We start from the raw sequence: 24,203 nt of genomic DNA on the forward strand, positions 1-24,203 counted from the left end.
ATCCATACATTTCAGAAAAATGCAACCGAATTCAACGTAAAAAACGAGCACCTTATGGATACTCGCTTACGGCTTCCCTTCATCAATTTTGTTTTTCGTTTCGAGGTCGATGAGTTTTCTGACCTGTTTCATTAAAGGGTGATCGAGCTCATACTCTTTCCCATAAGTAAGGTTGAACTCGTAGTCGAACCCTGGTGGATTCGTTCCTTGAGTATGCTGAATGATTGTTTCAATCTTATCGAGTGCCTTTACAAACTTTGCTTCGCTCGTTTCTCCTTTGTTATATTCCTTACATAACGCTAAGATCGCGCTTTGGTTTTCTTCTGGCAAAGCATCCGTTAACCGCTCGACACCTTTTTCCTCTTTTTTGATCTTTTTATCATGATTCACCTTCACCGTTGCTGAAATGTCTCCATCATACGCCTCTCCAAGATCGTGAACGAGGCACATCTGAATCACTTTATTCATGTCGAGCCCTTCTAGCTCATCCTTTAGTGCAAGTGCAAACATCGCAAGCCTCCAAGAATGCTCAGCAACGCTCTCTCGTCTTCCCTTCTTCGTATACGCAGATCTCGTCGTTTCCTTCAGTCTCTCTAACTCCTTAATGAACGTGACGATTTCCTTCGCATCCACCGTAGCTAACCCCCTCTGTTTGGTGCCCTGTTTGGTGCCTGTCACCACCCGTTTCATGTCGAATGTCGAACGTTTTTCAACTGCTGCTCTTTTTCGTTTAGGCGTCCCTTTATCTTCTCACACTTATCGTGATGTTTCTTCAATGTAGCTCTTCGCACTTCGATCATTCTCTTTACTTCAGTAGGGTTGGGACCTCCTCTTACACTTCTCCTGCGAACAAATTCTTCAGGACAAACGATCCCTTTCCACTCTTTATCTGAAAGAGCCACTGTCATCTTTATTTGCGCTTTCAACAAATCGTTTACTTCTCCTACGTTCCAATCAGCTAACTCACAATTTTCAACAACACATTTTCTAGCTAAATGACTCGCAGCCTTATGAGCCTCACGATAGGATACACCCTTTTCTCTCGTCAATACATCTGCGAGCTCTGTAATCGTAATACAGTGTTGAGACGCTTCGGAACGCGCTCGTTGTTTATTTACTTCCATCGTCCTAATAACGGCATTCATCAAGCGATACACTCGTGAGGCTTTATCGAATCCGCGGTAAAGATGGGGCTGTAAGTCATCTTCCGTATCGACGATATCTCCATACGGCGTATTGTGAATCATCTGAATCACACTTAGCGCCTCACCTACAGCACTACTAGCAATCGCGCGAGCATGCTCGATCGATACAGGATTTCGTTTTTGCGGCATGATGCTGCTTACTTGCACGTAAGGTGCTGCAACGTGTAAGATCCCAACTTCAACCGTAGCAAGCCTTAGGAAGTCTTGTATCCAGCGACCGGTATTCGTCATCGATGTTAGAATGGCAGTAGCAGGATCGAGTAAATAATCAACGCCGCCGATTGCATCGTATGAGTTCTCCATCACACCTTCGAAACCTAACAATTCACTAACCCGCTCACGGTTGATGGGAAAGCCAGTCGTCGTAATCGCCGCTGCTCCCATAGGTGAATGGTTTATGGTATGGAATGCATCCCAAAACCGATTCAAATCACGCTCAAGAACATCGTACACTGCTACTAGATAATGCCCGAGGGTTGTTGGCTGTGCGGGCTGTGTATGCGTATGAGCAGTCATTACTGTATCGATGTGGTCACCTGCTTGCTGGATAATACCTTCCTTAATCGAAATCAAGTCAGCGATGAGCGAAAGAACGTGATCACGCAGCACAATACGGTACATCGTTTCACCCATATCGTTTCGACTCCTCGCAATATGCATCGCGCTTGCTAAATCCGGACCAATTTCCTTACTTATCATCGATTCCATCATGAAGAACAGATCCTCAAACTCTGGGGAATAGGATAGTGAACGTACATCCATCTCTTCAAGACGATTCACGCAGTCAAGGATCACCTTGGCATTTTTCTTCTTGATGATTCCCTGTTCAGAGAGCATCACAACATGAGCCCTGTGGATTTGAAACATCGCATGAAATAAATAATCACGCTGATCTTCGAACACATATGTCAATAGCGCCTCAACATACGTCTTACCAGGAAAGACGCTACCTTCTTTTTTAGTGAATTCTTCTTTGTTCATTTGGTGCCTGTCACCACCCGTTTTTACTCATCATATGTCGAAAGAATAAAAACGGGCATTGAGCTGTTCGCTCAATTGCCCGTTTTGTTGTAGTTTTCTTTTTTCCATACATAATACGCTTCGTGATCCACTTCCCTTACCCAAAGGCTGTGTTTTGGCACAACGCGATCAGACACTTTGTACCATACGCCCCCTCTTAACCTTCTGTAGAGCTTAAATCGTGACAAGAACTTTTCATTAAGTGAAGGCAGTAATTTCTTAAGAAACTTCAGCATACCTCCACGCACCTCCTTCATAATAGGTCAACAGAACACAATATGTAAGAAGGAGTGAAAAGATGTTAAAAAAAGGCCTTCGACTACCTTACAATTTCACATTGCGCCTCACATCGAGATAACAAGAATTACCAACCGTTTTTTTGCAACAATTTCCTCATATTAGGAACAATGAAGGTAGGAAAAAAGGAGTGAATGAAAAATGAATCTCAACGATCCAACACAATACCAAGCGGGAGATATCGTTTATGTGATGTATCGAAATCCACATACATACGACGTGGCTAACATCCAACAAGCAGCAGTCGTAAATGATCCCGACCACCCTGGTGAACTTGCACTCTTTCTGTATGAAACCTATTATCCATTGAATTCAGATATTGCGATTTACCAATCAGAAACAGAGGCACAGCAAGCTTTCGATATGTACTTCGGATAATAAAACCATTTAAGGAAGGAGGAACTGTATTGGTTAAACCGTTTGTTCCACAGCTCGTTTATATAGAACCCCGCGCTACCGAATATCCCCTCGGTCGCCAGTTAAAAGAAAAATTCACGAAGATGGGCATCGAAATACGTGAGACAACTTCTCATAACCAAGTAAGAAATCTACCGGGTGATAACCATTTCCAGCAGTATCGAGTGGCAAAGTCAACGCTTGTCGTTGGAGTTAGGAAAACGCTGAAGTTCGATACTTCGAAGCCTTCTGCAGAATACGCGATTCCTTTTGCTACAGGCTGTATGGGTCATTGTCACTATTGCTATTTACAAACGACGATGGGAAGCAAACCTTACATACGAACGTATGTGAATACGGATGAAATTTTCGATGCGGCTGAGAAGTATATGCAGGAACGTGCTCCAGAGCAAACGAGATTTGAGGCATCTTGTACATCTGACATCGTAGGGATCGATCATCTTACGCACACTTTAAAGAGCGCGATCGAGTACTTTGGGAAATCAGAATACGGAAAACTTCGTTTTGTAACGAAATTCGCGCATGTTGATCACCTTCTTGACGCGGAGCATAACAAGAAAACAAGGTTTCGTTTCAGCATGAACGCAGACTATGTGATTAAGTTTCTTGAGCCTGGTACTTCAAGGCTCGATGAGAGGATTGAAGCAGCAGCGAAAGTCGCTGAAGCAGGATACCCACTCGGTTTCATCGTTGCACCGATCTACCTTTATGATGATTGGAAACAGGGCTACCTCGAGTTGTTTGAACAACTCGAAGAAAAACTACCGAAGAAGGCTACAAAGGACTTAACGTTCGAACTTATCCAACATCGCTTTACGAAACCAGCCAAGCGCGTTATTCAAAAGAACTATCCGATGTCAAAGCTTGAGATGGAAGAAGAAAAACGCCAATGGAAATGGGGTAAATACGGAATCGGTAAGTATGTCTACCAAAAAGAGCAGCAAGAAGACATGAAAGAAACACTTGGAGGCTATATCGATAAGTTCTTCCCGGATGCAAAACTCGAATACTTTACGTAAAGACGGTGCCTGTCACCACCCGGTTTAGGTCGAATGGCGTCGAAAGCAACGTGCCATTTGCATTTCATTCCGTAACACCTTAAAATATGAGTGTACTCATTTATGAGCGTACTCATATTTTTATTTAGGAGGAATCTTACATGAGTGGATTACGTGAACAGAAGAAGCAGGAGACAAGAAGGAGAATTATTGAATCTGCGAAAAAGCTCTTCCTACAGCATGGGTTTGATCATACGTCGACAGAGCAAATCGCAAAGCATGCTGAAATAGGCTCTGGGACAGTATTTAATTATTTTCCAACGAAGTCGGATATCCTGATCGAAGTGATGAAAGATGATTTTATCCGTAGTGGTGACCACTCTACACCTCCTTATCATATGAAGGAAACAGCTGAAGAGACGGTTCAATCCTATCTATTCCACCGTCTTGAAACCATCAGTTTACTCGATAAACGGCTGTTTCGTGAAGTGCTCACAGCCTCAATGAATGCCTATCAAAAGAGACCAGAGTTCCTATCGAGCCTGATGGAATTAGATTTCATGTTCATCGATGAATTGGTCGAACTACTTGAGGAGTTAAAAAACACAAACAAACTAGAGAACCAGTTTGACTCTTCAACAGCAGCTGAAGTGATCTATAGCTCAGTGATGTATGAAGCCCTCCTCTTTCTTTATATCGAGGAAAAAAAGATTTCAGAAACGACAGAACGAATTCGGGAAAAGATTAAATTTATTTTTAAGTGAGGCGAATAAAATGGACGTTTGCATTGTTGGGGGAGGAATTGCAGGTTTGACGTTAGCTTATTGGCTAAGTGAAAAAGGAGACAACGTAACGGTCCTAGAGAAATCATCATCCTTAAGAACAGAAGGCTATATGATCGATTTCTTTGGCCCAGGTTATGAAGTAGCTGAAAAAATGGGCTTGATGAATGAACTTCGTAACATCCACTATCCGATCGACTCGCTTGTATTCATGAAGAACGACGGAGAGAAAAAATATGACATCCCTTATCCAAAACTACGAAAACTGATGGACGATAAACACTTTAACTTCATGAGAGGTGACCTCGAAAGTGTTTTATATAAGCAGGTTAAAAACCGAGTAAACGTGAAGTTCGATTCCTCGCCAGTTTCAATCGACCAAGATGACGATCATGTATACGTCACCTTGGCTGACGAGTCCACACTAACATTTGATCTTCTAGTCGGTGCAGATGGAATGCGTTCTTCCGTTCGCTCCCTAGCATTCAATGAAACTTTCAACGATTCGATTCGTTACATCGGCTATTACACTGCAGCGTATATCATCGATGATCCCGCCGTTCTATCAAAAACTGGACGAAGCTTTTATACGTATTCTGAGCCAGGCGCTCAAGTATCTGTTTACCCGATTCGAGGTAACAAAGTAGCGACATTCTTTTTATATACCTACCCTGAACAACAAGGACATGTAACCCAGGAAAGAGCCTTTCATCAACTGCATGAGCGATTCGGTCATATGAATTGGATCGTTCCGGATTTACTAAAAGCAAGTGTAGAAGCGGATGATTTCTATTTTGATGAAGTGTCACAGGTAGAACTGCCAGAATGGAGAAACGGGAGAATTACGTTTGTCGGGGATTCGTGCCAATGCGTTTCATTACTTGCCGGACAAGGGGCTTCAATGGCGATGGCGGGTGCTTACACTCTCGCAAAATCTTTAGAAAACCAAACTGACATGTCAAAAGCCCTCGCTCACTATGAACAGTCTTTACACAGTGATATCGAAGCTTTACAGCGCTCCGCCAGAAAGTTCGCAAACTATTTCCTACCTGACTCATGGTGGCGCATTTATGTAAGAGATGTGCTTACTCGAGCTTCAGTTTTGCCTGGAATCAGGAAGTTTGTAAACTTTAAAACAGTACGGCTACCGCAATAGTTCAAAAGGGGGCATCTCGCCCCCTTCTTCTACTAAACTTGTATCGCTATTTGATCTTGATCCACACTTTTTACACCTTCATTGAACACAAGACGTGTTGAAAACTTGTAAGATGTACGCTTTTCAGTTTCAGGTATATTTTCAGGAATTCGGAAAGAAAATGGGATCGTAACGCGTTGCTCTTTCCGTACATCTTTTACCGTTAAAATTGTGACAGAATCAACGATCCGAGACGTTTTTTCAGCATGATTAATGTAAACGAGATCACATTCTACACGTTTGACTCGTTGCTCGATCGTCCCACCGGTGATCTCAAAAATACCCGTCACGAGTTCACCTCGCTTGAAGCTTAGCTTCTCAAGGACAAGATCGATTTTAGCTGCTCCAATTCCTAATAAACACATCGATTTTCTTAGGAGCACGTGCTACTTCCCTCCTTTAACAACCGATTTTCGGTGAAAACGATCATACTTTTCATCAAGCTGACGATCGATACGGTCCATTTCTTTCTTGTCATGCATCAAATCTTCTTTATTTTGTTTAACAAGTTCTTTAAATGAAAGTGATTTATTTTGTGAGTATAAGTTTTTCCTCATAATGATCTCCCTTGCTTCATTTTTATTTTGGTTGGAGAAACAACTTATCATCCAATAAAAAATGACCTTTACCACTGTGGTAAAGGCCAAACAATAGACCTTTACCGTCTGGTAAAGGTCTTGCTAACAGCTGGTTGCTGCCAATAAAGCCGAGAGCATCGAGCTCTGTCTTGACGACTTTATTGTAAAAGCTACTCCCCTTTAGGAGAAACGATAAATTGTTATCTTAATATTATAGAATTCATGAAATAGTGTCAATAGTCAAAATCATATTTCTCTTTTAATTCTGCTGGTGCATGTTTCACGATTTGGTGAAGAATGAATGTCAGAATCATAACATCATCCACCATTCCAAAGATACTGAGAAAATCTGGTATCAAATCGAACGGAAGAATAACGTAACCAAGGATTGCGAGTAGCGAGAGCCATTTCCTCCTACCACCATGGCGCGTAAAGTACTCATACAAAAACGGGATAAACTTCTTCACTTTGAAGAACAATCTTGCTCGTTTTACGATTGCAGTCATATTTTCACCCCTTTCAATCGTACTGCCAAATCAAAAATAACCTCTGCCATATCTGGCAAAGGTTATTCATGAGGAGCCCTTTACCACATAGACGGTAAAGGTCTTGCTAACAGCTATTCGCTGCCAATAAAGCCGAGAGCACCGTGCTCTGAAATGACGACTTTACTGTAAAAGCTACTCCCCTTCGAACGTTCGTTTGTAACTTTAACTTTAGATCAGCATGATCGATTCGTCAAGTAAAAAGTGTTGAGCGTTAAAACAGCAGTCTGCTGACAGAAATAACACCGGTTACGGTCACCATGCTGAAAACAGTGGACGCGAGTACGATTTGAGCAGACAGCTCCGGTTCGTTTCGATATTCCTGTGCGATGATGGCGCTGTTGACCGCTGTTGGCATCGCAGATGATATTAAGAGCGCTTGTGCGGTCACCCCTTCCATACCAAGAGCGTAGATCAGCACGATCGCGATAGCTGGACCTAGGATCAAACGAATAAACAAACTCACGTACACAACAGAAAGGTTTTTTGAAAATTTAAGCTGTGCGACCTGAGCACCAAGTGTTACTAGCGCGATCGCAACCATGGAATCTGCAATGTAATCAGCTGGAATCAAGATGAATTCCGGCACATCTACGTTCGTTACATTTAGGCTTATTCCAAAAACCATCGCATAAAGAACAGGCATTTTGAAATATCCGATAACCGCACTCAGCTTGTTGCCATCGACGGCTTTTAACGTGAAGATTCCCCATGAAAACGTTAAGATGTTTTGAAAAGTAAGGATGATGACCTGAATCGACATTGCGAACGGGTCATGTTTAAAGACAAGGTCGTTTACTGGTACACCGTAGTTTCCAGAGTTATAAAACAAAATGCTGTTCGTGAAGGATGCCCGTACACTCTTACTGTACCGAAACACTTTACTAACGATCAAAGAGATCACATAAAGGAGCACAACGAAAAATGAAAAGAACGATAGAACAGAGATGAACAGCGAAAGAGAAAACGTTGTTTCGTAGAGCTTTAAGAAGATAAAGCCAGGAACGATGAAATAAATGTTCACTTTCGCTAACGTGTAGAGATCTAACCGAAAGATCCGGTGAAGCAATACACCGATTCCGATCAAAATAAATACTGGTACAATAATATCGATAAAAACACCAATCATGCTAAATCCTCAAATCTATACGATGTGAATTTCTGTAAAGGTTAATAATAACAGAAACACGTATAGAATTCTTCGCACACGCTTGTTCACACTTGAACAAAAACGTGTAAGCTTAGCGTTGACTCACGCCATCAACGCCTTTGCCTCTCTCACCAGCTTATTCACAGCTTTTCGGTTTTCCCAAAGCATCTTTTGAAGTTCCTCTATCGATACGAACGTTTCTTCCTTATCACAATAGGTCTCTCCCTTTCCATGTACGGAATAGGTCGCTTCATCATATTTCATCATCGTCCATTGGCCATTCCGATCGTTGTCATCAAAAACAATATAATGCTTCTCCCCGGTTGGATCATAGTTTGCCACTTTGTTAAAGTTCAAGAGCAGCTCTTCGATATCTTTCTTACTTCTGATTACATTCATTCCTCTCTCTCCTTTGTTCCCAGTAGGTTTAGATAATAATTCCCTTTAAAGGTAAAAATCCCTTCTTTACCACAGAAAAAGCAGCTGTCTCCAGCTGCTACTCGTTAAAACTCTTCTACATCATCGAAATAAACGTCGATCAGTTCTTTCTTTTTATCATTTACGAGTACGTATACACGAACATTTTTCTTTACCCCATTCGATTTTAAGGTGAAGTCGAAATTATATTGATGCCTTTCATCAGAAATAAACACCTTGCCATCATACGTATATTCCGTAACACTTTCCTCAGGATACTGCTTCTTCGTTTCTTGAATGGCAATCTTTCCCCATTCCGCATAAGAAGGTTGCTGTGCACTTGCAAAAGGTCCTTGAATCAATAGTGCGAGACCTAACATGAGGCTCAGGCACCAGGTAACTTTCTTGAACATAAGGTGTACCCCCACTCTTTATTGGTATGGAGATAGTATTTAATACTTTGGCGTCATTCATACATTCGTGACACATGCATCAGGTTGCTCGTCCAAGCAAGTTTCACTCCCTGGACATACTCTATAAGTAAGGTAGATGGTTCCCCTTTCTTTCAATAATCTGGTGGAACGAATTTATAAAACACGCTAGAGCGTTCTAGTGTGTTCCTTTTTGTTCTTGATCAGGCAATTTACTAATGAATTGTAAAAGACAACGGATAATGACAAAAAATACATAAACACTTATAAAGGTGTAGTACCATTTCCACGTATTGTACTGAACTAAATCTGTAAATTTTTCAAGTAAAACTTCAGTAATGGTTAGGATCGACGTATACATAAACCCTTTTAGAAGGTAACCTTTAAACGAATAATGATACGTTGTTTGATAATAATGAAGACTTAATACAGGAAACAGTACGAGTTCAAACAGAGGGCTGCTATCAAAATAGGGAAAGATCGTTACGGGATAGGACAGCATGCCGCTTTCCACGACCATGACTCCGAGAATCAGTGCAAAATATCCTGTAATAAAGAAGGCGAGTAGCCAATCCTTTATCGGGGGCTTGCGCAAACTATAGAAAAAGAACAAGAGTCCACCTACAAACATGACATAAAGGATGACTTTTTCGGCTCCCATTTTTTCACCTACTTTACCAGCTAAGATTAAGATTGATGATTCACGTCTTACTTTTTCCGGAATGCGCTCCTTTTATCCATTCTTAACACTTGTCGTTAAACGTGGGCGAAGTGAGTATCACATTTGCACGTTTATGTAAAATAAATAAAAAAAGAATTCAAGTTTTACCATTGTGTACCAAGGGAAAAACGCTATAGACATCGGTAGAAGGGAGTCGCAGTCATGTTCAAAAAATTCTTACCCTGGCAGCTGCGCAAATATTTTGATATGCCGAGGAGTGTGCGAAAGCATGAGCTTCAATCCACCCTTTGGTATATGCCAGCTATCTATATTATCTGTGCAATCTTATTCTCAGGACTCACTCTATATCTCGATTTAAAAGTTAATCTTTCGCAATTCACTCCTGAGCTCATGCATGCAAGCACACAACCGACGAGATTGCTCGTAAGCTCGCTGATCGGTGGAATCTTAACACTAAGTGCTTTCACCTTAAACTCCGTTCTCGTTGTGTTGACAACATTTAGTGGACAGTTTTCACCGCGGATGCTTCTTAATTTCGTTGCAGATCGAACCACACAACACTTTGTCGGGATTTTCCACGGAAGCTTTGTGTACGTACTTATTACGTTCCTATTCCTCACTAGCCAGTCTGAAGAAAATTTTGTTGTCATACCTGCAGTTACATTTATGCTGGCATTCATTACCGTGATGACGTTTATCTTGTTCATCAACCATGCGACGAGCTGGATGCAGGTACATAACATCGCGACCAACATGAAGAAAGAATCCATCTCGATCGTGAGAACGTCATTATCAGATGAGCTCGAAGAATTCAGAAGTGAAACACCCGTTCATTTTGATAAAGAAGAAAGAATCAATGAAAAAGAAGCGTGTTCCCTTGAATCAGGCTACATTCAATTGATTGACTTTCGAAGTATGATTGAAGAAGCAAGAAAAGACCGCATTGTAATACAGTTGCAGAAAAAAGTTGGAGATTATGTATTAAGAGGCACTTCCCTTTTTACATTTTGGGGCGAAGGTGCAAAAGACATCAACGTGAAAAAGTATCATAAATTTCTTGAAATCGGTTATAAAGAAACTGAGATCCAAGATATTAAGATGGGTATGACGAAGCTCTCTGAGATCGGAGTAAAGTCACTTGGTAACGATGACCCTAAGACGGCAATCACCATCATTCACCAGATGGCTGACCTATTGCTTGAAGTCGAAAATGATATCACGTTCACTCCATACCTCGCTGATTCTGATGGATGTGTACGTGTTATCATGGAGTCTGAAAGCTTTAGCTATTACTTATACCGCGGCTACGGTTACATTCGTCACTACGCTGGTGAAAATTATCTTATCATCTCAGAAATTATCCTTGCACTCAGTCTTGTTGCACAATCGATTTCTAAGGACAAGTTGAAGGAAGTTTGGGAATTTGGTAAGAATACCATGGATCACATCGATGAAAAACTTATCTATGATCTGGATAGAGATTATTTACTTGAAAAACTGTATAGCCTCGCCTATTACACGGGTCACGAAGATGATTTCCACCAAATTGAGAAACGGTTTGGTGAGAGCGGTTCAGAGGGCCATAAAATGGAAAATTAAGAATATGAAAAAGCCTGCCAACATTATGGCAGGCTTTACTTATTGAGAAGCATGTGATCCATAACACGTCTGTAACCCTTTTGCTTTCCGGTCCTCGAACGCCAGTCTGACCAGGAAAGACTACAGCGGTTTCGCTGATATAATTATAAACTCGCTGATAACTCGGAGGATTTCGCCGATAAATTCAGATTTCCGCTGATATAAGCTTTATTCCACGTGCCGCTAGCGGCTACAAAACAAAATAAGCCTGCCAACATGATGGCAGGCTCTGCTTCTCATTTAACGAAAAGCCGCTATTTTGCTTTCGATCTCATCTTCCATCTGCAATTCTTCGAACGAATAAATCCGTTCTACAAAAATTTGATGCCAAAGCATGAAGACTAGGACGGTCCAAATCTTTCGAGAATAGTCCCCCTTCTTCTGAACATGAGCTTCCAATAAGTCCGCCACGATTTTCTTATCGATGAGATAATCCGTCTCACTGACGTGGATCAGCTGCTTTGCCCAATCATAGAGTTCGTTCCGAAGCCAGTGTCGAATCGGAACTGGAAAACCAAGCTTTTTACGGTCGAGTACATGGTCAGGAACGATGCCACGAGCTGCTTTTCTAAGAATTGATTTTGTCGTTCCGTTAGCGATTTTTTCATGCACGGGAATTTCACTCGCTACTTTAAAGACTTCTTTATCTAAGAAGGGCACGCGCAGCTCAAGCGCATTTGCCATCGTCATCTTGTCAGCTTTAAGAAGAATATCCCCACGCAGCCATGTTTGAATATCGATATATTGCATCTGATTTACCGGATGATCGGATCGCACGTTTTGATAAAACGGTTTTGTGATCTGCTGATACGTTTCTTTCGGATAATAGGTTTGAAGCAAATTCTCTTTCTCTTTTTCCTCAAACATCTTCGCGTTTCCGATATAGCGCTCGGAAAGTGCCGTTGAACCTCGTTCTAAGAAGCTCTTGCCTTTCATTCCTTCAGGTAACACGGTCGCGACTTTGTTGATCATCTTTTTCAAACTGGTCGGAACAGGTTGGAACATGCGAAGCGCTTCCGGTTCACGGTAGATGTTATACCCACCGAATAACTCATCAGCTCCTTCTCCTGAAAGGACGACGGTTACATGCTTACGAGCTTCTCTCGCGACGAAATATAATGGAACGCACGCCGGATCAGCGAGAGGATCATCCATGTGAAACATGATCTTCGGGAGCTTTTGAATGTATTCTTTGGCAGATATCATGTAGGAATAATTGTCTACATTCAACTTGTTTGCCGTTTCCTTCGCAACATCTACTTCTGAATACCCATCTCTTTCAAACCCAACAGAAAACGTCTTGATGTTCGGATTAACTCGTTTCGCCAGTGACACAATAATGGAAGAGTCGATACCACCAGAAAGGAACGAACCTACTGGCACATCACTTCTCATATGTACATTCACCGAATCGATGAGGACATCTTGAATACGTTTCGTCCACTCTTTCTCATCCGTGTTGAGAATTGGGTTGAATGTCGCATGAAAATAGCGATGAAACTGAAGAGGTCTATTCAATTCTTTTACGAAATAATGACCTGGCTCGACCTTCTTTATTCCGTCGGTGAGTGTCATTGGCTCCGGAGAGTACTGAAAACTTAAATAGTGTTGAAGTGCTATTGGATCCACTTCTTCAAATTCTTGAAGAAGCGTTATGCTTTTCTTTTCAGAAGCAAAGATTACATCATGATCCTTTTCTTTATAGTAAAGAGGTTTTATTCCAAACGGATCTCTGGCACCAAAAAGGGTATCTTCATGTTTGTCCCATATCAATATAGAGAACATTCCGCGCAAATCAGCGAACGAATCTACACCTTTTTCTGAGAATAACGCGATGATTACTTCTGTATCAGATTCCGTTTGAAACGTTTTGCCTTGCTTTTTTAACTGCTCACGAAGCTCTACATAGTTGTAGATCTCCCCGTTAAAAACCATCCAATACCGTTCGTTTTCGTAGTGATAAGGCTGATGTCCAGATTCAATATCGATGATGCTTAGTCTCCTGAACCCTAACGAAACATGGTCATCGGTATAATAGCCTTCATCATCAGGGCCTCTATGAGTAATGACCTGGTTCATTTTAACTAGATCAGATTGTGATTGATATTTTGATTTTTCTGGTTCCGTACGTAGAACACCTATAAAACCACACATAACTATAGCCACACTTTCTTTGGGATAGTAATACAATTGTAACATTTAAGTAATAGTTACGTAACAGTTGAGTGAATATTTTGGTAAAGCAGTTCTATTTATACTGTAGAATCGATTGCGTCATAACAGCACATAATCAAAGAGGTGTATGTAATAGAATAATCGTTGTTTGAAGATTGCTGCATCTTTCAATTCCAATTTCAGTAATGATTATCCATTGATATTCCAACTATTACTTCTATTAAAGCACATTCGAGCCGTAAATTGTCCCTACTTTTGACCCAAACCACAGTATTAGGAAGATAGTCTTATCTAATCCGTTCGATCTTTTCACACTCTCTTCACATAATAAAACGAAAAAAGCAGCAAAATAGTTCGCTACTTTTATTGTTGACCAATATTTTGTGTTGTGATCGTTATTCCCTCTTGACCAGGCGTCCAATTTGCAGGGACACCTTTTCCCGTTTTTTTATGGTACTGAAGAGCATGAATAAGTCTTACTAACTCGAATGAATTCCGGCCTACCTCTGGAGGATAGACCATTTTCGAACGAATCATACCAACAGGATCGATGATCACTGTTCCACGTAAAGCTGTTCCTGTCTGTTCTTCTAAAACGCGATATGATTTGCTTATTTGATGATTCCGGTCACTGACAAGGGGATATCGGACTTTTGCCGCTAAAGGAGAAACTTCTGTAAAAACTTTGTGAGAATAAACACTATCGGTACTAATTCCTAGTACATTCGTGTTGATCGCTTTTAATTCAGGATAACTAGCAGCGACCGCTGCTAACTCTGTTGGTCAAACAAATGTGAAATCACTGGGATAGAAAAATAGGATGACCCAGCTACCGCGATAATCTTCTAGACTAACCTGTACGATTTCTTTTTTGATGGGATCGTAAGCAGTTGCTCGAAATAATGGCGCAACATCGTTCGTTTGTGCGCAAAACGGCAGGCTCTCCTCTGACATATCCACTCTCCACCTCTTTTCACATGCCCTATATCATATGAGAACCTTACTTAAATCATTCGTTTCTTTGAATGATCAAAGAGATTGTGATTGACAATAATATCCTGCTTTTTTTAAGAGTAAAATCTTTTTCTCTGGTGATATTAAGAATCGATTCCATCAAATTTAAGGAGGAAAAGATATGAAGAAGAAAGCATTAGTATTAACGATGGTAGCTGCTCTTTCTACAGGCTCATTAGCAGCTTGTACGCCAGAGCAAGACGATATGAATCAACAGCCTGAAGATGTGAATTACGATCCAGTTCGTTACGACAACAACAGAGATGACGACATGGACAGACGCCACATTCGTCAGCCGGGCGAACGTGATACTCCAAACAATATGGATGAAGAAGAGCCAGATTTGGATGAAGAACCGTCCGAGCAAAGACGCCAGGACAGACGTGACCGTAACTACTAGAACTCACAGCAGCTTCTGTACATGAGTGCAGAAGCTTTTGCATGTTATTTTTCTACATAAAAAGCCCCTCTAAACGAGGGGGGAGAGAATAGGCTATTGTTCATTATATGATCGGTGTGATCTATGTATTCCTCTAAAAGATGCAAGCGCTATCTAACCTGTCATTATCAATAAAGGGTAATTTTCCCTGATTATTAGGAATGCGAAATAATTTATGTTATCATAGTATCTACTCTAAATGGAAAAGAGGGGTTTTACGTGGAGGTAGAGAACGATATTATACTCCCAGAAATCGGTAGTGACGTACAAATAGGTAGCCGTAAAGCTAAGGTTATCAGCATCTTAAACAACACGATCGTAGCCGAATGGCATGAAGTATCTGAAGACGAAGAAAAACGTGTTGTTGCGAAGCACGACGAATATACGATTCTCTAAATTCTAAAAGGACAGGCTCTGCCTGTCCTTTCAGTTTGTCCTGTCAGCGTCCTCTTTCAGCTCTTCATACGCTTTTTCAAATTCTAGATACGTACTCTTCCCATAGGCATTCTGGTCGTTATCGAACAGTTCCTTAAATGTGAATGCTTTTGCTTCGTCTATCGTGAACCCCCTGGCATTCATCACTAGGTTGAAATAAGATACGAAATAATGCTTTCTCATCTTTCCTGCATTTTTAGTGATCATCGTTTCCTCCGGTACCTTTACGATTAAATTCGAAGGGTTCGAATTTAATCCCCTCTTCTATAAATAAAATACCCGGTCATCCTTATCTCCACACGAAGAAAAGCCATTTACTTATCACCAGTAAATGACATCTTTTTCACGTTAGCTTAACAAAGAGGTAACGTAATGGTAAACGTTGTTTCATCTTGATCTGATTTACATGAGATCTGACCGTTATGGTTCTGAATGATCTTTTGACAAACATAGAGACCGATTCCTGTGCCAAGCTCCTTCGTCGTATAAAACGGCTCAAAGATCGTATCGAGTTTTTTCTCAGGGATCGCTGGTCCGTTGTTGGAAATATGAAGCTTCATCTCACCCTTTAGCTTCTCACCGAAAAGATTGATCTTCCGGTTTCTTTGGATTTCCTTAAGCGCATCGATTGAGTTCATTACGATATTTAAAAGAACTTGACGGATCTTATCTTTTTGCCCGAAAATCCGTAACCCTTTAGGTATGTTATTCGAAATGTGAACATCCACGTCCACTACGCTTGGGTAAATGAAGTCGATCATATCATTGAAGACTTCCCCCACTTCAAACTCTTCCTCTTCCACCCCATCGATTTCCTTCTTCGATACGTGGAGGAACTGAGAAATGCGAAAGTTCAGCTGTTTCAATTCATGCTCAATCACATCAAGATACTTCATTTCGGGATTTTCTTTCCTAAGGATGGCCACGAAACCCATGATCGCTGTTAATGGATTTCTAAATTCATGAACAAAACTTGAAGACATCTGTCCCAAAATCGATAGCTTTTCTTGATGAGTTTCATCTATGTATGAAATCTTCTCCTGTAACTCATCACTTTTGATCTTCGTATATTCCGTTACCGCATGATAGGCAAACGTGTCGAACAAGTCATTAAACGACTGAAGGATCGGCTGAAGATCATCAGAAGAAACTTCCGATCGCGTCATATGGTCAAATAACACACTTCTCCCTAAGTTTACATTATAAATAAAATCCCCGATGTTGATATTCGCTTCAACTCGTTCCCTCGCTATTTGCTTCGCAAGTTCAGCGATTTTATTTTCATCGATCGGATCAACGATATTGGTTCTAACAAGTTGATACATTAATTTTCCATTCGCGACTACCTTATCCTTATAAATATCATCGTCAGAGATTCTAACTCGACGTTTCCAGCTATTAAGATATTCGTCTAGGTTTTGGTCGAGGTAGTCTACTAATTGACTTTGTGCAATCATAACCTCATCCCTCATTTATTTATAGTAAAAGACGAAAATATACAGAACTTTCTTACTAGTATAACAATGATACCGAAATGTTGAAATGATCAACTCAACTTAGGCTTTTAATACGATCATGAACATCATTTTGTACACAAAAGCATTTTCGCCTCAGCTTACACGATACTCTTACTATTCGTAAAAGCTCATTCAACCCCAGACCATGTTTAGCCTAACACTTCTGTATACCATAACAATCGTCTGGAATAAAAAACGATGTCATTACTGAAGTTATTACAATCGACAAGCTATCATAATAAGTTTACATTAATTCTGAAAAGAAATCTGTGCATTTCCGAAAATTTTATTCGCGAACGTACCAGCCGTGATTCAGAAAGTCATACTCCCTGATTCCCTAGAATATATTTTAAAATAACATTCCCCTTCTCCTTAAGGATGGAAGGAGGTCGTATTATGGATAAAAAGGGAAGGTTTGAAGCGATTGCGTTCTTCCGCAGCCAGTATGCAAGCCAGAAGATGAGGAAAGCTCGCATGAGTCAGTTGAACCATTTATCAAATGAAGAAAAGAAAGAATTGCAAACTTCACTCGAAACCATTTACAGAAAGATCGCTAGTCTAACGTCGATTCCCCCACATTCGATCGAAACACAGAGCATCATCGATGAATGGTATCATTTCTTATGCGATTATTTTAACGGTTCGTATACTCTTGAGGAATTCTATCGACTTGGAGATCTTTATGTGAAGGACGCTCGATTCAAACGTAACATCGACAAATATGGAGCAGGCCTCGCTGAGTATATGCGTAAAGGGATCGCATGTTATATCGGCGTTGAACCAAATGAAACAACGGGATAATCCGTTGTTTCATTTTGCGTTATGGAATTTAAAGTGTGAGCAATGCATTCACAGGAATAGGATCTTTCGAACTGACGTGTATACGACTCTCCGTTCTCTTCCCTTTCTTAATGAGGAGATATTCCACATCTCGTAGCTCGTGAGGCACAAAGTTAACCGTGTACGTACGTAGAAACTCTTGAGAAACGACTAGGCAAGACATTTGTTTAATCCGAACGACGGACATATGGTGTTCGATCGACGTCGATGTGTCTGGCCTCAACAAATGACTAATGTGTTCAGTCTTCTCTTTCAGCTTAATGTGCCCTTTCCCTTTCAAGATGATCAGTGAATAATCATTGAAAGATGGATATGGCTTCTCTTCCCCACATGATCGTCCAAGTTTTTTTGCAAGAAGCGGCAAGCTCTTATACAGCACTTCGTTATGACTACCTTGAAAGATGTGTTTATCACCTTCGAGCGAAAACACGCTACTCAGCGTCGCATTTCCATCTCCAAGCTCTGTTTTCAACGAATTCGTCACTTCTCCATCTATCCAGATATCAGGTGAATCAGACGGTTCAACTTCCAAATACCGTATGGTTTCTTCACCGATGCCTCCGATCAGTGTGATTGGAATATGTCTTTTCTTCATCACTTCTCTCTTATTGTTTAAGCCATCAAGGAAGTTGTTCTTCGTATTCATCGTTTGATATGGGACGACACCAAATTCTCCATCGTTATTTTTCATAAAAAGGTAATTCCCGTAAGCAGCCCCTGGCGTAATATCTTTCAATCCTTTAAAAAATTCATGAATCGCATCAACTCTACTCATGTTGGTCACCCTCGGTAGAAGCCAGAGGTAAGCATCCATATAAAGGCGGACAAGGTTAACTTTCTCCCCTGATTCGCCAGGTAATGACCCACCGGTCCAATAACTAAAATTAGGAGGTGAGCCAGCATTCGGTGTACACATCATGATAAGCTGACTTACATCGAATTTGTAGTAGTTGCTTTCGACATAGGAGCGACTCACTAATCCGCCCATACTATGACTTATGATGACAACCTTTTTCTTGCCCGTTATTTTCTTCGCATGCTGGATCGTATCGTATAAATACCGCCTCGCTGAATGCTCGATCGGTTTCCGCCAATCGTAATAGGAGACGAAGAAATTTTCTCCTTCTTTTAGACCAAGTTCTCTTTCAAGTAACTTTACGAAAGGTTTGTACACAATTCCTGCGAGGCCAAAGTGCCAGTCTCCTGTGCCTGGAATGATCTCGTCACCCATCGAACCAAATAACCCAGGTACAAACACTACCGGAAAATCACCTATCGACTGCTGTTGAATAGCCGTCCTCTCCCTTCAAGCAGGACTCGTAGCGAATACTAGTAAACTATATTCGGTTTGGACGAGAATAATAACTTGCCTCTAGAGCTTTTTATAAAATCCCGTTGCACTTCCTACAAACCCACACCGCTCATAAAACGCATGAGCATCGATTCGTTCAGGACGGTTACCGCTATTCAACGTAACCAACGATGCTCCGTTCTCTTCCGCCCAAGATTCTGCAAAGTGTAGAAGGGATTTTCCGATACCTTTTCCTCGAGCATGTGAGTCCACGACAAAACCGTTTATCCTAATATACGAGTCGCTACTTTCATACCGATAGCAATGCATAAAACCGATCATCCCTACTACCACATCACCATCAACATAAACATAAGTCTGGTAGTACTGGTTCTCAAAGATAATGCACATTCTTTTTTCCATTTCCTCAACACTCGTCGGATACCCGAGTTCTCCCATCAAATGTGCGAGTCCTTTCACATCACGACTGTTTGCTTCTCTAATCACAATAATTCCTCCAATCGTTGAAATAAGTTTTGACATGGAAACCTTTGTCATGTACATTAAGTAATAGACGAACAATATTTTAACACTATCAAAGATTATTCGTATTTAGGGGTGTGTATTATGGAAAACGTGTTTGATTATGAAGATATTCAATTAATTCCTGCTAAATGTGTGGTTAACAGTCGCTCTGAATGTGACACAACGATCACACTAGGTGAGCATTCTTTTAAGCTTCCAGTCGTTCCTGCCAACATGCAGACGATCATAGATGAAAAAATCGCTACTTATTTAGCCACAAATGGCTATTTTTATATCATGCATCGCTTTCAACCGGAGCGACGCCTTTCCTTCGTGAGTGATATGAAGAAGCAAGGTCTTATCTCTTCGATCAGTATCGGAGTGAAAGAAGAAGAATACCGTTTTGTTGAGCAGCTTGCAGAAGAAAACCTGACCCCTGACTATATCACGATCGATATTGCACACGGACATTCTGAAGCCGTGATCGATATGATTAAACACATCAAAAAGAACTTGCCACACAGTTTCCTCATCGCTGGAAACGTTGGTACACCAGAAGCAGTCAGAGAGCTCGAGCATGCTGGTGCTGATGCAACGAAGGTAGGAATTGGACCAGGTAAAGTATGTATTACGAAAATCAAAACTGGATTTGGTACAGGCGGATGGCAACTAGCCGCTCTTCGCTGGTGTGCGAAAGCTGCAAGCAAACCGGTCATCGCTGACGGTGGAATCCGTACTCATGGTGATATTGCAAAATCCATTCGCTTTGGAGCATCGATGGTCATGATCGGCTCACTTTTCGCTGGACACGAAGAATCCCCTGGTGAAACGACAGAACGTGATGGAAAGCTCGTCAAAGAGTACTTTGGATCTGCATCTGAATTCCAAAAAGGTGAGAAGAAAAACGTTGAAGGCAAGAAAATGTTCGTAGAACATAAAGGTTCCCTTCAGGACACCCTCATTGAAATGGAACAAGATCTGCAGTCTGCGATCTCTTATGCAGGTGGTAAGAACCTTGATGCTCTCCGCCACGTTGATTATGTGGTTGTGAAGAACTCCATTTTTAATGGTGACAAAGTATACTAAACAGTGAAAGCCACACGATAAGGTGTGGCTTTTTTCATGTTTCAGATGAATGGTATCTTTATGCCGCTGGCTTCATCCTAACTTCCCTAAAACAAAAAAGGCGTTTCGTTCACCCAAATCTTCCATTCTTCATACTCTTCTAGTTCCGTGACAATTTGATAGTTGCTAGAGTCTTCGACGCTACTCTCGTCAATGTCACCTTTTACATAACCAACGCTATATCCATCGTCTTTGCTAAGAAACATTCTTTTAAACGTTCCTATGTCATCAGATGGTTCTTTCATATTCGTGATCGACCGTACGCTCCACAAATTTTTGTCATGAACAAAGTGAACTTCTGCAAGCCATATTGCTTCTTCTGTATACGTTCCTTTCAGAAAAACTAACGCTAGCTCGTCATTCACTTTATAGGTTTCATAAAAACGTTCATCTTCTATTCGGTCGTATGTTTTCACAGCTTCTTCAGGCGTATTCTGGCCTCCTTCTTCCCACTGAATGCAAGCAGGCAGCGTGAAAAGTACAACCGCAATAAGGATCATCCGAATATGCATGGTTGTGCCCTCCCCTTGTAGCATTTACTAAGGTATACGATTCCCGCTCCCATAAAGTTCCATTTATTCTAAAAGGAGCTCTTTAGTTAGTGCAATATACCCACCTTTCTCAATACCATTTTCATTCATTCTCACATCTTCTAGATATATGTCGATATACCGGTCATTTCAATCCAATAGACCTATCAAAAACTTTTTTAAACTAGTGATATCGTTTCTTGTTGTATTGATGGAATATTCATACAGTTAGAATATGAAATAAAGTAATTAGGAGGGTTTTATGAAAAAAAGACTGATTCCGTTACTTGTTTTCCTTCTCTTTTTTGCCCCGCCCCTCGCAAACGATGCATACGCAGGAATTCTTGGGAAAGGTGATGCTACTGGGACACCTGGTGAATGGTACATAGGAGATGAGCCACTTTCAACGCGGTCAGGGTCGCTTCCAATCGTGTTCGTACATGGGTTGAACAGCTCTTCTAACACATGGATCGACGAGAACGATATGGATGAAATAACATACAACAAGAACTATCAAACCGCATTCATCGACCTTTACCCGACGAAAAACATGTGGGACAACGGTCAGCTCCTTTCCACTAAACTATCAGAGATGTACACCTATTTTGGTAAAGAAATGATTCTCGTCACTCATAGTAAAGGCGGCATCGATGCACAGTCCGCGCTCGTTCATTCTAATGCACATCAGTATGTTGATAAGGTCATCACGCTTTCAACCCCACACCATGGCTCACAACTCGCAGACCTTGCCTACAGCAGTTGGGCCGGATGGCTATCTGCAATCATCGGTACCAAAAACGATGCAACCTATTCTCTTCAAACCGGATATATGAGCTACTTTCGTTCGATCACAGATTCAAATTCAAAAACAATGCTAACGCCCTACTACACATTCGGTGGTACAGATTGGGGTAGCTTCGGTGGCTCGCTTTACTGGGGTGGTCTTTACTTAAGACAATACGGAGCAAATGATGGAGCAGTTACGGTCAAAAGTTCTAGACTGCCATATGGAAATGAAATTCGAGTTGGGGAGTGGGATCACGGAACAATAAAGAACGGAAACGCTACATTCAACTTGTTCGAGCCTTACCTCACTCAGTCTGTTCCTGCCTTTACATCACACCGATCGTTCAATGGTACTAATGAAGAAACTGAAACAGGGAATGTACTAGTTAGGGGCGGCGAATTTACAGGAACAAAGGTTGAAACCTTCGAAGTTGAACAAGGAGTTAAGAGCATTGCGTTCGATTGGATGAGTCAAAACAAAGACTCTGACGTCATCATTGAAAGTCCTGAAGGCAAAAGATTTACAACCTTGAAAGCAACCAAAGACAACGGAATCTTTCAAGGTGCCTATCACCATCAAGTAAAAGTAGAGTCACCACGTTCAGGTGAATGGAAGGCCATCGTTAAACAGCGGATGAAGGAAAGCTATTTGATGCAAGTAACCTACGATAGTGAGCTTAATGATGGTATTACAGTCGATGAACAGAAATCTAGCGAAGTAAAATTAGTAGTTGATTCTTCTGCAATCAAGACAGAATCTCTAAAAGGAGACATCGTGATTCAATATAGTAAAAATGGCAAAGTAAAACAAAAGAAGATCAGCTCAAAGAAATTTCATGCACTAGAATCTTTCCCTATTAAAAAGGCGGGTGAAGGAATCTATCACATCATGATCGATGTTGAGGGTGATACTAAGAAAGGAAAACAATTCGAGCGAACCATTCTTTATACGATCTATGTTGATAAAAACGGGAAGGTTTATAGGCCATAGTGAAAAGACCCGAAGCGATGTGCTTCGGGTCTTTTCTTATTTCTTATCATTAATAGAATGAATGTGATCGAGTAGCTGTTGAAAACCAGTCAACGCTTTCTTAAACTCCTCTTTTGACAAACCGCTGTTAGCAGCCATCGCATCCGGAATAATCGAAGCTTCTTCCCTTAGTTCTTCTCCTTTGGTTGTTAACCTTACCATCACTCTTCGTTCGTCCTCTTTAGAGCGTTCGCGCTTAACAAGGTCTGCCTCTTCCATCCTTTTAAGCAGTGGCGTCAACGTTCCAGAATCCAAATAAAGTTCTGCACCTAGAGCTGTGACGGTTGTTTCGTGATGTTCCCACAGAACGAGTAACACAAGGTATTGAGGATACGTAATTCCAAGCTTATCTAAGTATGGACGATACATCTTTGTAATTTCTCTTGAACAGGCATAAACAGAAAAACAAAGCTGATTTTCTAATTTTAATTGATCATTTTGTTCGATCTTTAACACCTTCTTTTACAAAAGTTGTGCACAATCAATTTATCTTGAAGAGCCAAGGAAGTCAACTTTAAATCGTTGACAAAGTGAAAGATGTGCCGTATATTATATTTTGTAAAATTAAATTGTGCACAACTTAAATAACAGGAGGAGATTAGAATGAAACCATTATACACAGCAAAAGCATTCGCTCACGGTGGTCGTCAAGGGAAGGTTGAGTCCTCAGACGGTGTGATCAATATGGCTCTTCGTATGCCTAAGGAGCTTGGTGGACAAGGTGGAGAAGCTACGAACCCAGAGCAGCTTTTTGCAGCTGGCTATGCAGCATGTTTCGATAGCGCACTCAATATGGTCGCAAGAATGAAGCGAGTTAAACTAAACGATACCTCTGTTGAAGCCCATGTCTCCATCGGAAAAGAAGAAGATGGTGCATTTGGACTCAGTGCGAAATTAACGGTTACGATTCCAGACATCGACCAACAAACTGCAGAAGAATTAGTAAAAGCCGCTCACGAAACATGCCCTTATTCAAGAGCAACTCGCGGCAATATGGAAGTTGAACTAAATACGATTACGAAATAGATGGACGATAGAGCTGCCGATTCGGCGGCTCTTTTTTGGGGTGAAAAATTCTACTATTCTATCGATCAGAGTGTTTGTCACGAGGTTGAATAAGGAGTATAATTTGATAATTGAT

General features: G+C 41.1%; 28 protein-coding genes and 1 pseudogene. 11 read left to right on the forward strand and 18 right to left on the reverse strand.

From position 1 onward, the window contains the following. Positions 1 to 66: 66 nt before the first annotated feature. The 3 genes from ACXAEY_RS14045 to ACXAEY_RS14055 form a co-directional block, all read right to left on the reverse strand. Entirely contained in the window at positions 67 to 633 is a 567-nt protein-coding gene (locus tag ACXAEY_RS14045; protein ID WP_474812663.1) for an HD domain-containing protein, read from the reverse strand. 53 nt (positions 634 to 686) lie between these two features. Beyond that, a complete protein-coding gene (argH, locus tag ACXAEY_RS14050; protein ID WP_474812666.1) occupies positions 687 to 2,186 on the reverse strand; it encodes an argininosuccinate lyase in 1,500 nt (499 codons plus the stop codon). Between the two features lie 71 nt (positions 2,187 to 2,257). Beyond that, positions 2,258 to 2,461, reverse strand: coding sequence for a hypothetical protein (locus ACXAEY_RS14055; RefSeq protein ID WP_270181414.1), 204 nt, complete (start codon positions 2,459 to 2,461; stop codon positions 2,258 to 2,260). A gap of 202 nt (positions 2,462 to 2,663) precedes the next feature. Between ACXAEY_RS14055 and ACXAEY_RS14060 the strand changes: the two genes are divergently transcribed. From ACXAEY_RS14060 to ACXAEY_RS14075, 4 genes are all read left to right on the forward strand, one after another. After that, positions 2,664 to 2,900: a transcriptional regulator SplA domain-containing protein gene (locus ACXAEY_RS14060; RefSeq protein WP_270181413.1), complete on the forward strand. Its 237-nt coding sequence runs from the start codon at positions 2,664 to 2,666 to the stop codon at positions 2,898 to 2,900. 29 nt (positions 2,901 to 2,929) lie between these two features. Then, positions 2,930 to 3,958 carry a spore photoproduct lyase gene (gene splB, locus ACXAEY_RS14065; protein ID WP_474812668.1) on the forward strand — a complete coding sequence of 343 codons (1,029 nt, stop codon included), beginning with the start codon at positions 2,930 to 2,932 and terminating at the stop codon, positions 3,956 to 3,958. A gap of 140 nt (positions 3,959 to 4,098) precedes the next feature. After that, positions 4,099 to 4,701, forward strand: a complete 603-nt coding sequence (locus ACXAEY_RS14070) for a TetR/AcrR family transcriptional regulator (protein WP_474812670.1) — start codon at positions 4,099 to 4,101, stop codon at positions 4,699 to 4,701. A 10-nt stretch (positions 4,702 to 4,711) separates the two neighbouring features. Next, positions 4,712 to 5,875, forward strand: a complete 1,164-nt coding sequence (locus ACXAEY_RS14075) for an FAD-dependent oxidoreductase (RefSeq protein WP_474812672.1) — start codon at positions 4,712 to 4,714, stop codon at positions 5,873 to 5,875. Between the two features lie 32 nt (positions 5,876 to 5,907). Here ACXAEY_RS14075 and ACXAEY_RS14080 read toward each other — a convergent pair whose 3' ends face one another. The 7 genes from ACXAEY_RS14080 to ACXAEY_RS14110 all read right to left on the reverse strand — a co-directional run bounded on the left by ACXAEY_RS14080 (position 5,908) and on the right by ACXAEY_RS14110 (position 9,696). Beyond that, positions 5,908 to 6,297: a sporulation protein gene (locus ACXAEY_RS14080; RefSeq protein ID WP_270181409.1), complete on the reverse strand. Its 390-nt coding sequence runs from the start codon at positions 6,295 to 6,297 to the stop codon at positions 5,908 to 5,910. 3 nt (positions 6,298 to 6,300) lie between these two features. Further along, on the reverse strand, positions 6,301 to 6,471 hold the full coding sequence (locus ACXAEY_RS14085; RefSeq protein WP_270181408.1) for an FbpB family small basic protein: 171 nt from the start codon (positions 6,469 to 6,471) through the stop codon (positions 6,301 to 6,303). A gap of 254 nt (positions 6,472 to 6,725) precedes the next feature. Next, positions 6,726 to 6,998, reverse strand: a complete 273-nt coding sequence (locus ACXAEY_RS14090) for a YkvA family protein (RefSeq protein ID WP_270181407.1) — start codon at positions 6,996 to 6,998, stop codon at positions 6,726 to 6,728. Positions 6,999 to 7,251: 253 nt separating this feature from the next. Further along, positions 7,252 to 8,166: an AEC family transporter gene (locus tag ACXAEY_RS14095; protein ID WP_474812674.1), complete on the reverse strand. Its 915-nt coding sequence runs from the start codon at positions 8,164 to 8,166 to the stop codon at positions 7,252 to 7,254. A gap of 123 nt (positions 8,167 to 8,289) precedes the next feature. After that, positions 8,290 to 8,586 carry a hypothetical protein gene (locus tag ACXAEY_RS14100; RefSeq protein WP_474812676.1) on the reverse strand — a complete coding sequence of 99 codons (297 nt, stop codon included), beginning with the start codon at positions 8,584 to 8,586 and terminating at the stop codon, positions 8,290 to 8,292. Between the two features lie 104 nt (positions 8,587 to 8,690). Next, on the reverse strand, positions 8,691 to 9,017 hold the full coding sequence (locus tag ACXAEY_RS14105; protein WP_474812678.1) for a DUF3889 domain-containing protein: 327 nt from the start codon (positions 9,015 to 9,017) through the stop codon (positions 8,691 to 8,693). A 196-nt stretch (positions 9,018 to 9,213) separates the two neighbouring features. Further along, a complete protein-coding gene (locus tag ACXAEY_RS14110) occupies positions 9,214 to 9,696 on the reverse strand; it encodes a CBO0543 family protein (RefSeq protein WP_474812680.1) in 483 nt (160 codons plus the stop codon). A gap of 222 nt (positions 9,697 to 9,918) precedes the next feature. On the opposite strand from ACXAEY_RS14110, the gene ACXAEY_RS14115 reads away from it, so the two are divergent. Then, positions 9,919 to 11,316: a DUF2254 domain-containing protein gene (locus ACXAEY_RS14115; protein WP_474812682.1), complete on the forward strand. Its 1,398-nt coding sequence runs from the start codon at positions 9,919 to 9,921 to the stop codon at positions 11,314 to 11,316. Between the two features lie 279 nt (positions 11,317 to 11,595). Here the strand turns inward: ACXAEY_RS14115 and asnB are convergent, their stop codons facing one another. Next, positions 11,596 to 13,509 carry an asparagine synthase (glutamine-hydrolyzing) gene (gene asnB / locus ACXAEY_RS14120; RefSeq protein ID WP_474812684.1) on the reverse strand — a complete coding sequence of 638 codons (1,914 nt, stop codon included), beginning with the start codon at positions 13,507 to 13,509 and terminating at the stop codon, positions 11,596 to 11,598. 384 nt (positions 13,510 to 13,893) lie between these two features. After that, complete coding sequence (locus tag ACXAEY_RS14125; protein WP_474812686.1) at positions 13,894 to 14,484, reverse strand: peroxiredoxin; 591 nt, start codon at positions 14,482 to 14,484, stop codon at positions 13,894 to 13,896. A gap of 181 nt (positions 14,485 to 14,665) precedes the next feature. On the opposite strand from ACXAEY_RS14125, the gene ACXAEY_RS14130 reads away from it, so the two are divergent. Together ACXAEY_RS14130 and ACXAEY_RS14135 are read left to right on the forward strand one after the other, a co-directional pair. Beyond that, positions 14,666 to 14,944, forward strand: coding sequence for a hypothetical protein (locus ACXAEY_RS14130; RefSeq protein ID WP_270181399.1), 279 nt, complete (start codon positions 14,666 to 14,668; stop codon positions 14,942 to 14,944). Between the two features lie 258 nt (positions 14,945 to 15,202). Next, entirely contained in the window at positions 15,203 to 15,379 is a 177-nt protein-coding gene (locus tag ACXAEY_RS14135) for a hypothetical protein (RefSeq protein WP_270181398.1), read from the forward strand. Between the two features lie 30 nt (positions 15,380 to 15,409). On the opposite strand, the gene ACXAEY_RS14140 is transcribed toward ACXAEY_RS14135, so the two are convergent. Beyond that, positions 15,410 to 15,625, reverse strand: coding sequence for a hypothetical protein (locus tag ACXAEY_RS14140; protein ID WP_474812688.1), 216 nt, complete (start codon positions 15,623 to 15,625; stop codon positions 15,410 to 15,412). Between the two features lie 146 nt (positions 15,626 to 15,771). After that, entirely contained in the window at positions 15,772 to 16,875 is a 1,104-nt protein-coding gene (locus ACXAEY_RS14145) for a histidine kinase N-terminal domain-containing protein (RefSeq protein WP_474812690.1), read from the reverse strand. A 456-nt stretch (positions 16,876 to 17,331) separates the two neighbouring features. Between ACXAEY_RS14145 and ACXAEY_RS14150 the strand changes: the two genes are divergently transcribed. Continuing rightward, positions 17,332 to 17,736 (forward strand): TipAS antibiotic-recognition domain-containing protein, encoded by a 405-nt coding sequence (locus ACXAEY_RS14150; protein ID WP_474812692.1) that lies wholly within the window; start codon positions 17,332 to 17,334, stop codon positions 17,734 to 17,736. 379 nt (positions 17,737 to 18,115) lie between these two features. On the opposite strand, the pseudogene ACXAEY_RS14155 reads toward ACXAEY_RS14150, so the two are convergent. Together ACXAEY_RS14155 and ACXAEY_RS14160 are read right to left on the reverse strand one after the other, a co-directional pair. Then, positions 18,116 to 19,006: pseudogene (locus ACXAEY_RS14155) on the reverse strand (alpha/beta hydrolase); the annotation flags it as partial. A gap of 141 nt (positions 19,007 to 19,147) precedes the next feature. Then, on the reverse strand, positions 19,148 to 19,573 hold the full coding sequence (locus ACXAEY_RS14160) for a GNAT family N-acetyltransferase (RefSeq protein ID WP_474812694.1): 426 nt from the start codon (positions 19,571 to 19,573) through the stop codon (positions 19,148 to 19,150). 120 nt (positions 19,574 to 19,693) lie between these two features. Between ACXAEY_RS14160 and guaC the strand changes: the two genes are divergently transcribed. After that, positions 19,694 to 20,677 (forward strand): GMP reductase, encoded by a 984-nt coding sequence (gene guaC, locus ACXAEY_RS14165; protein ID WP_474812696.1) that lies wholly within the window; start codon positions 19,694 to 19,696, stop codon positions 20,675 to 20,677. Positions 20,678 to 20,763: 86 nt separating this feature from the next. Here guaC and ACXAEY_RS14170 read toward each other — a convergent pair whose 3' ends face one another. Next, positions 20,764 to 21,228 (reverse strand): hypothetical protein, encoded by a 465-nt coding sequence (locus ACXAEY_RS14170; RefSeq protein WP_474812697.1) that lies wholly within the window; start codon positions 21,226 to 21,228, stop codon positions 20,764 to 20,766. 280 nt (positions 21,229 to 21,508) lie between these two features. Between ACXAEY_RS14170 and ACXAEY_RS14175 the strand changes: the two genes are divergently transcribed. After that, positions 21,509 to 23,023: an esterase/lipase family protein gene (locus tag ACXAEY_RS14175; protein ID WP_474812701.1), complete on the forward strand. Its 1,515-nt coding sequence runs from the start codon at positions 21,509 to 21,511 to the stop codon at positions 23,021 to 23,023. A gap of 36 nt (positions 23,024 to 23,059) precedes the next feature. On the opposite strand, the gene ACXAEY_RS14180 is transcribed toward ACXAEY_RS14175, so the two are convergent. Next, positions 23,060 to 23,431: a MarR family winged helix-turn-helix transcriptional regulator gene (locus tag ACXAEY_RS14180; RefSeq protein WP_474812703.1), complete on the reverse strand. Its 372-nt coding sequence runs from the start codon at positions 23,429 to 23,431 to the stop codon at positions 23,060 to 23,062. Positions 23,432 to 23,665: 234 nt separating this feature from the next. Here ACXAEY_RS14180 and ACXAEY_RS14185 point away from each other — a divergent pair, with 234 nt between their 5' ends. Continuing rightward, positions 23,666 to 24,088 carry an organic hydroperoxide resistance protein gene (locus ACXAEY_RS14185; protein WP_474812705.1) on the forward strand — a complete coding sequence of 141 codons (423 nt, stop codon included), beginning with the start codon at positions 23,666 to 23,668 and terminating at the stop codon, positions 24,086 to 24,088. The last annotated feature ends 115 nt before the right edge of the window (positions 24,089 to 24,203 follow it).

Source organism: Anaerobacillus sp. ABA4_114 (assembly GCF_056159065.1).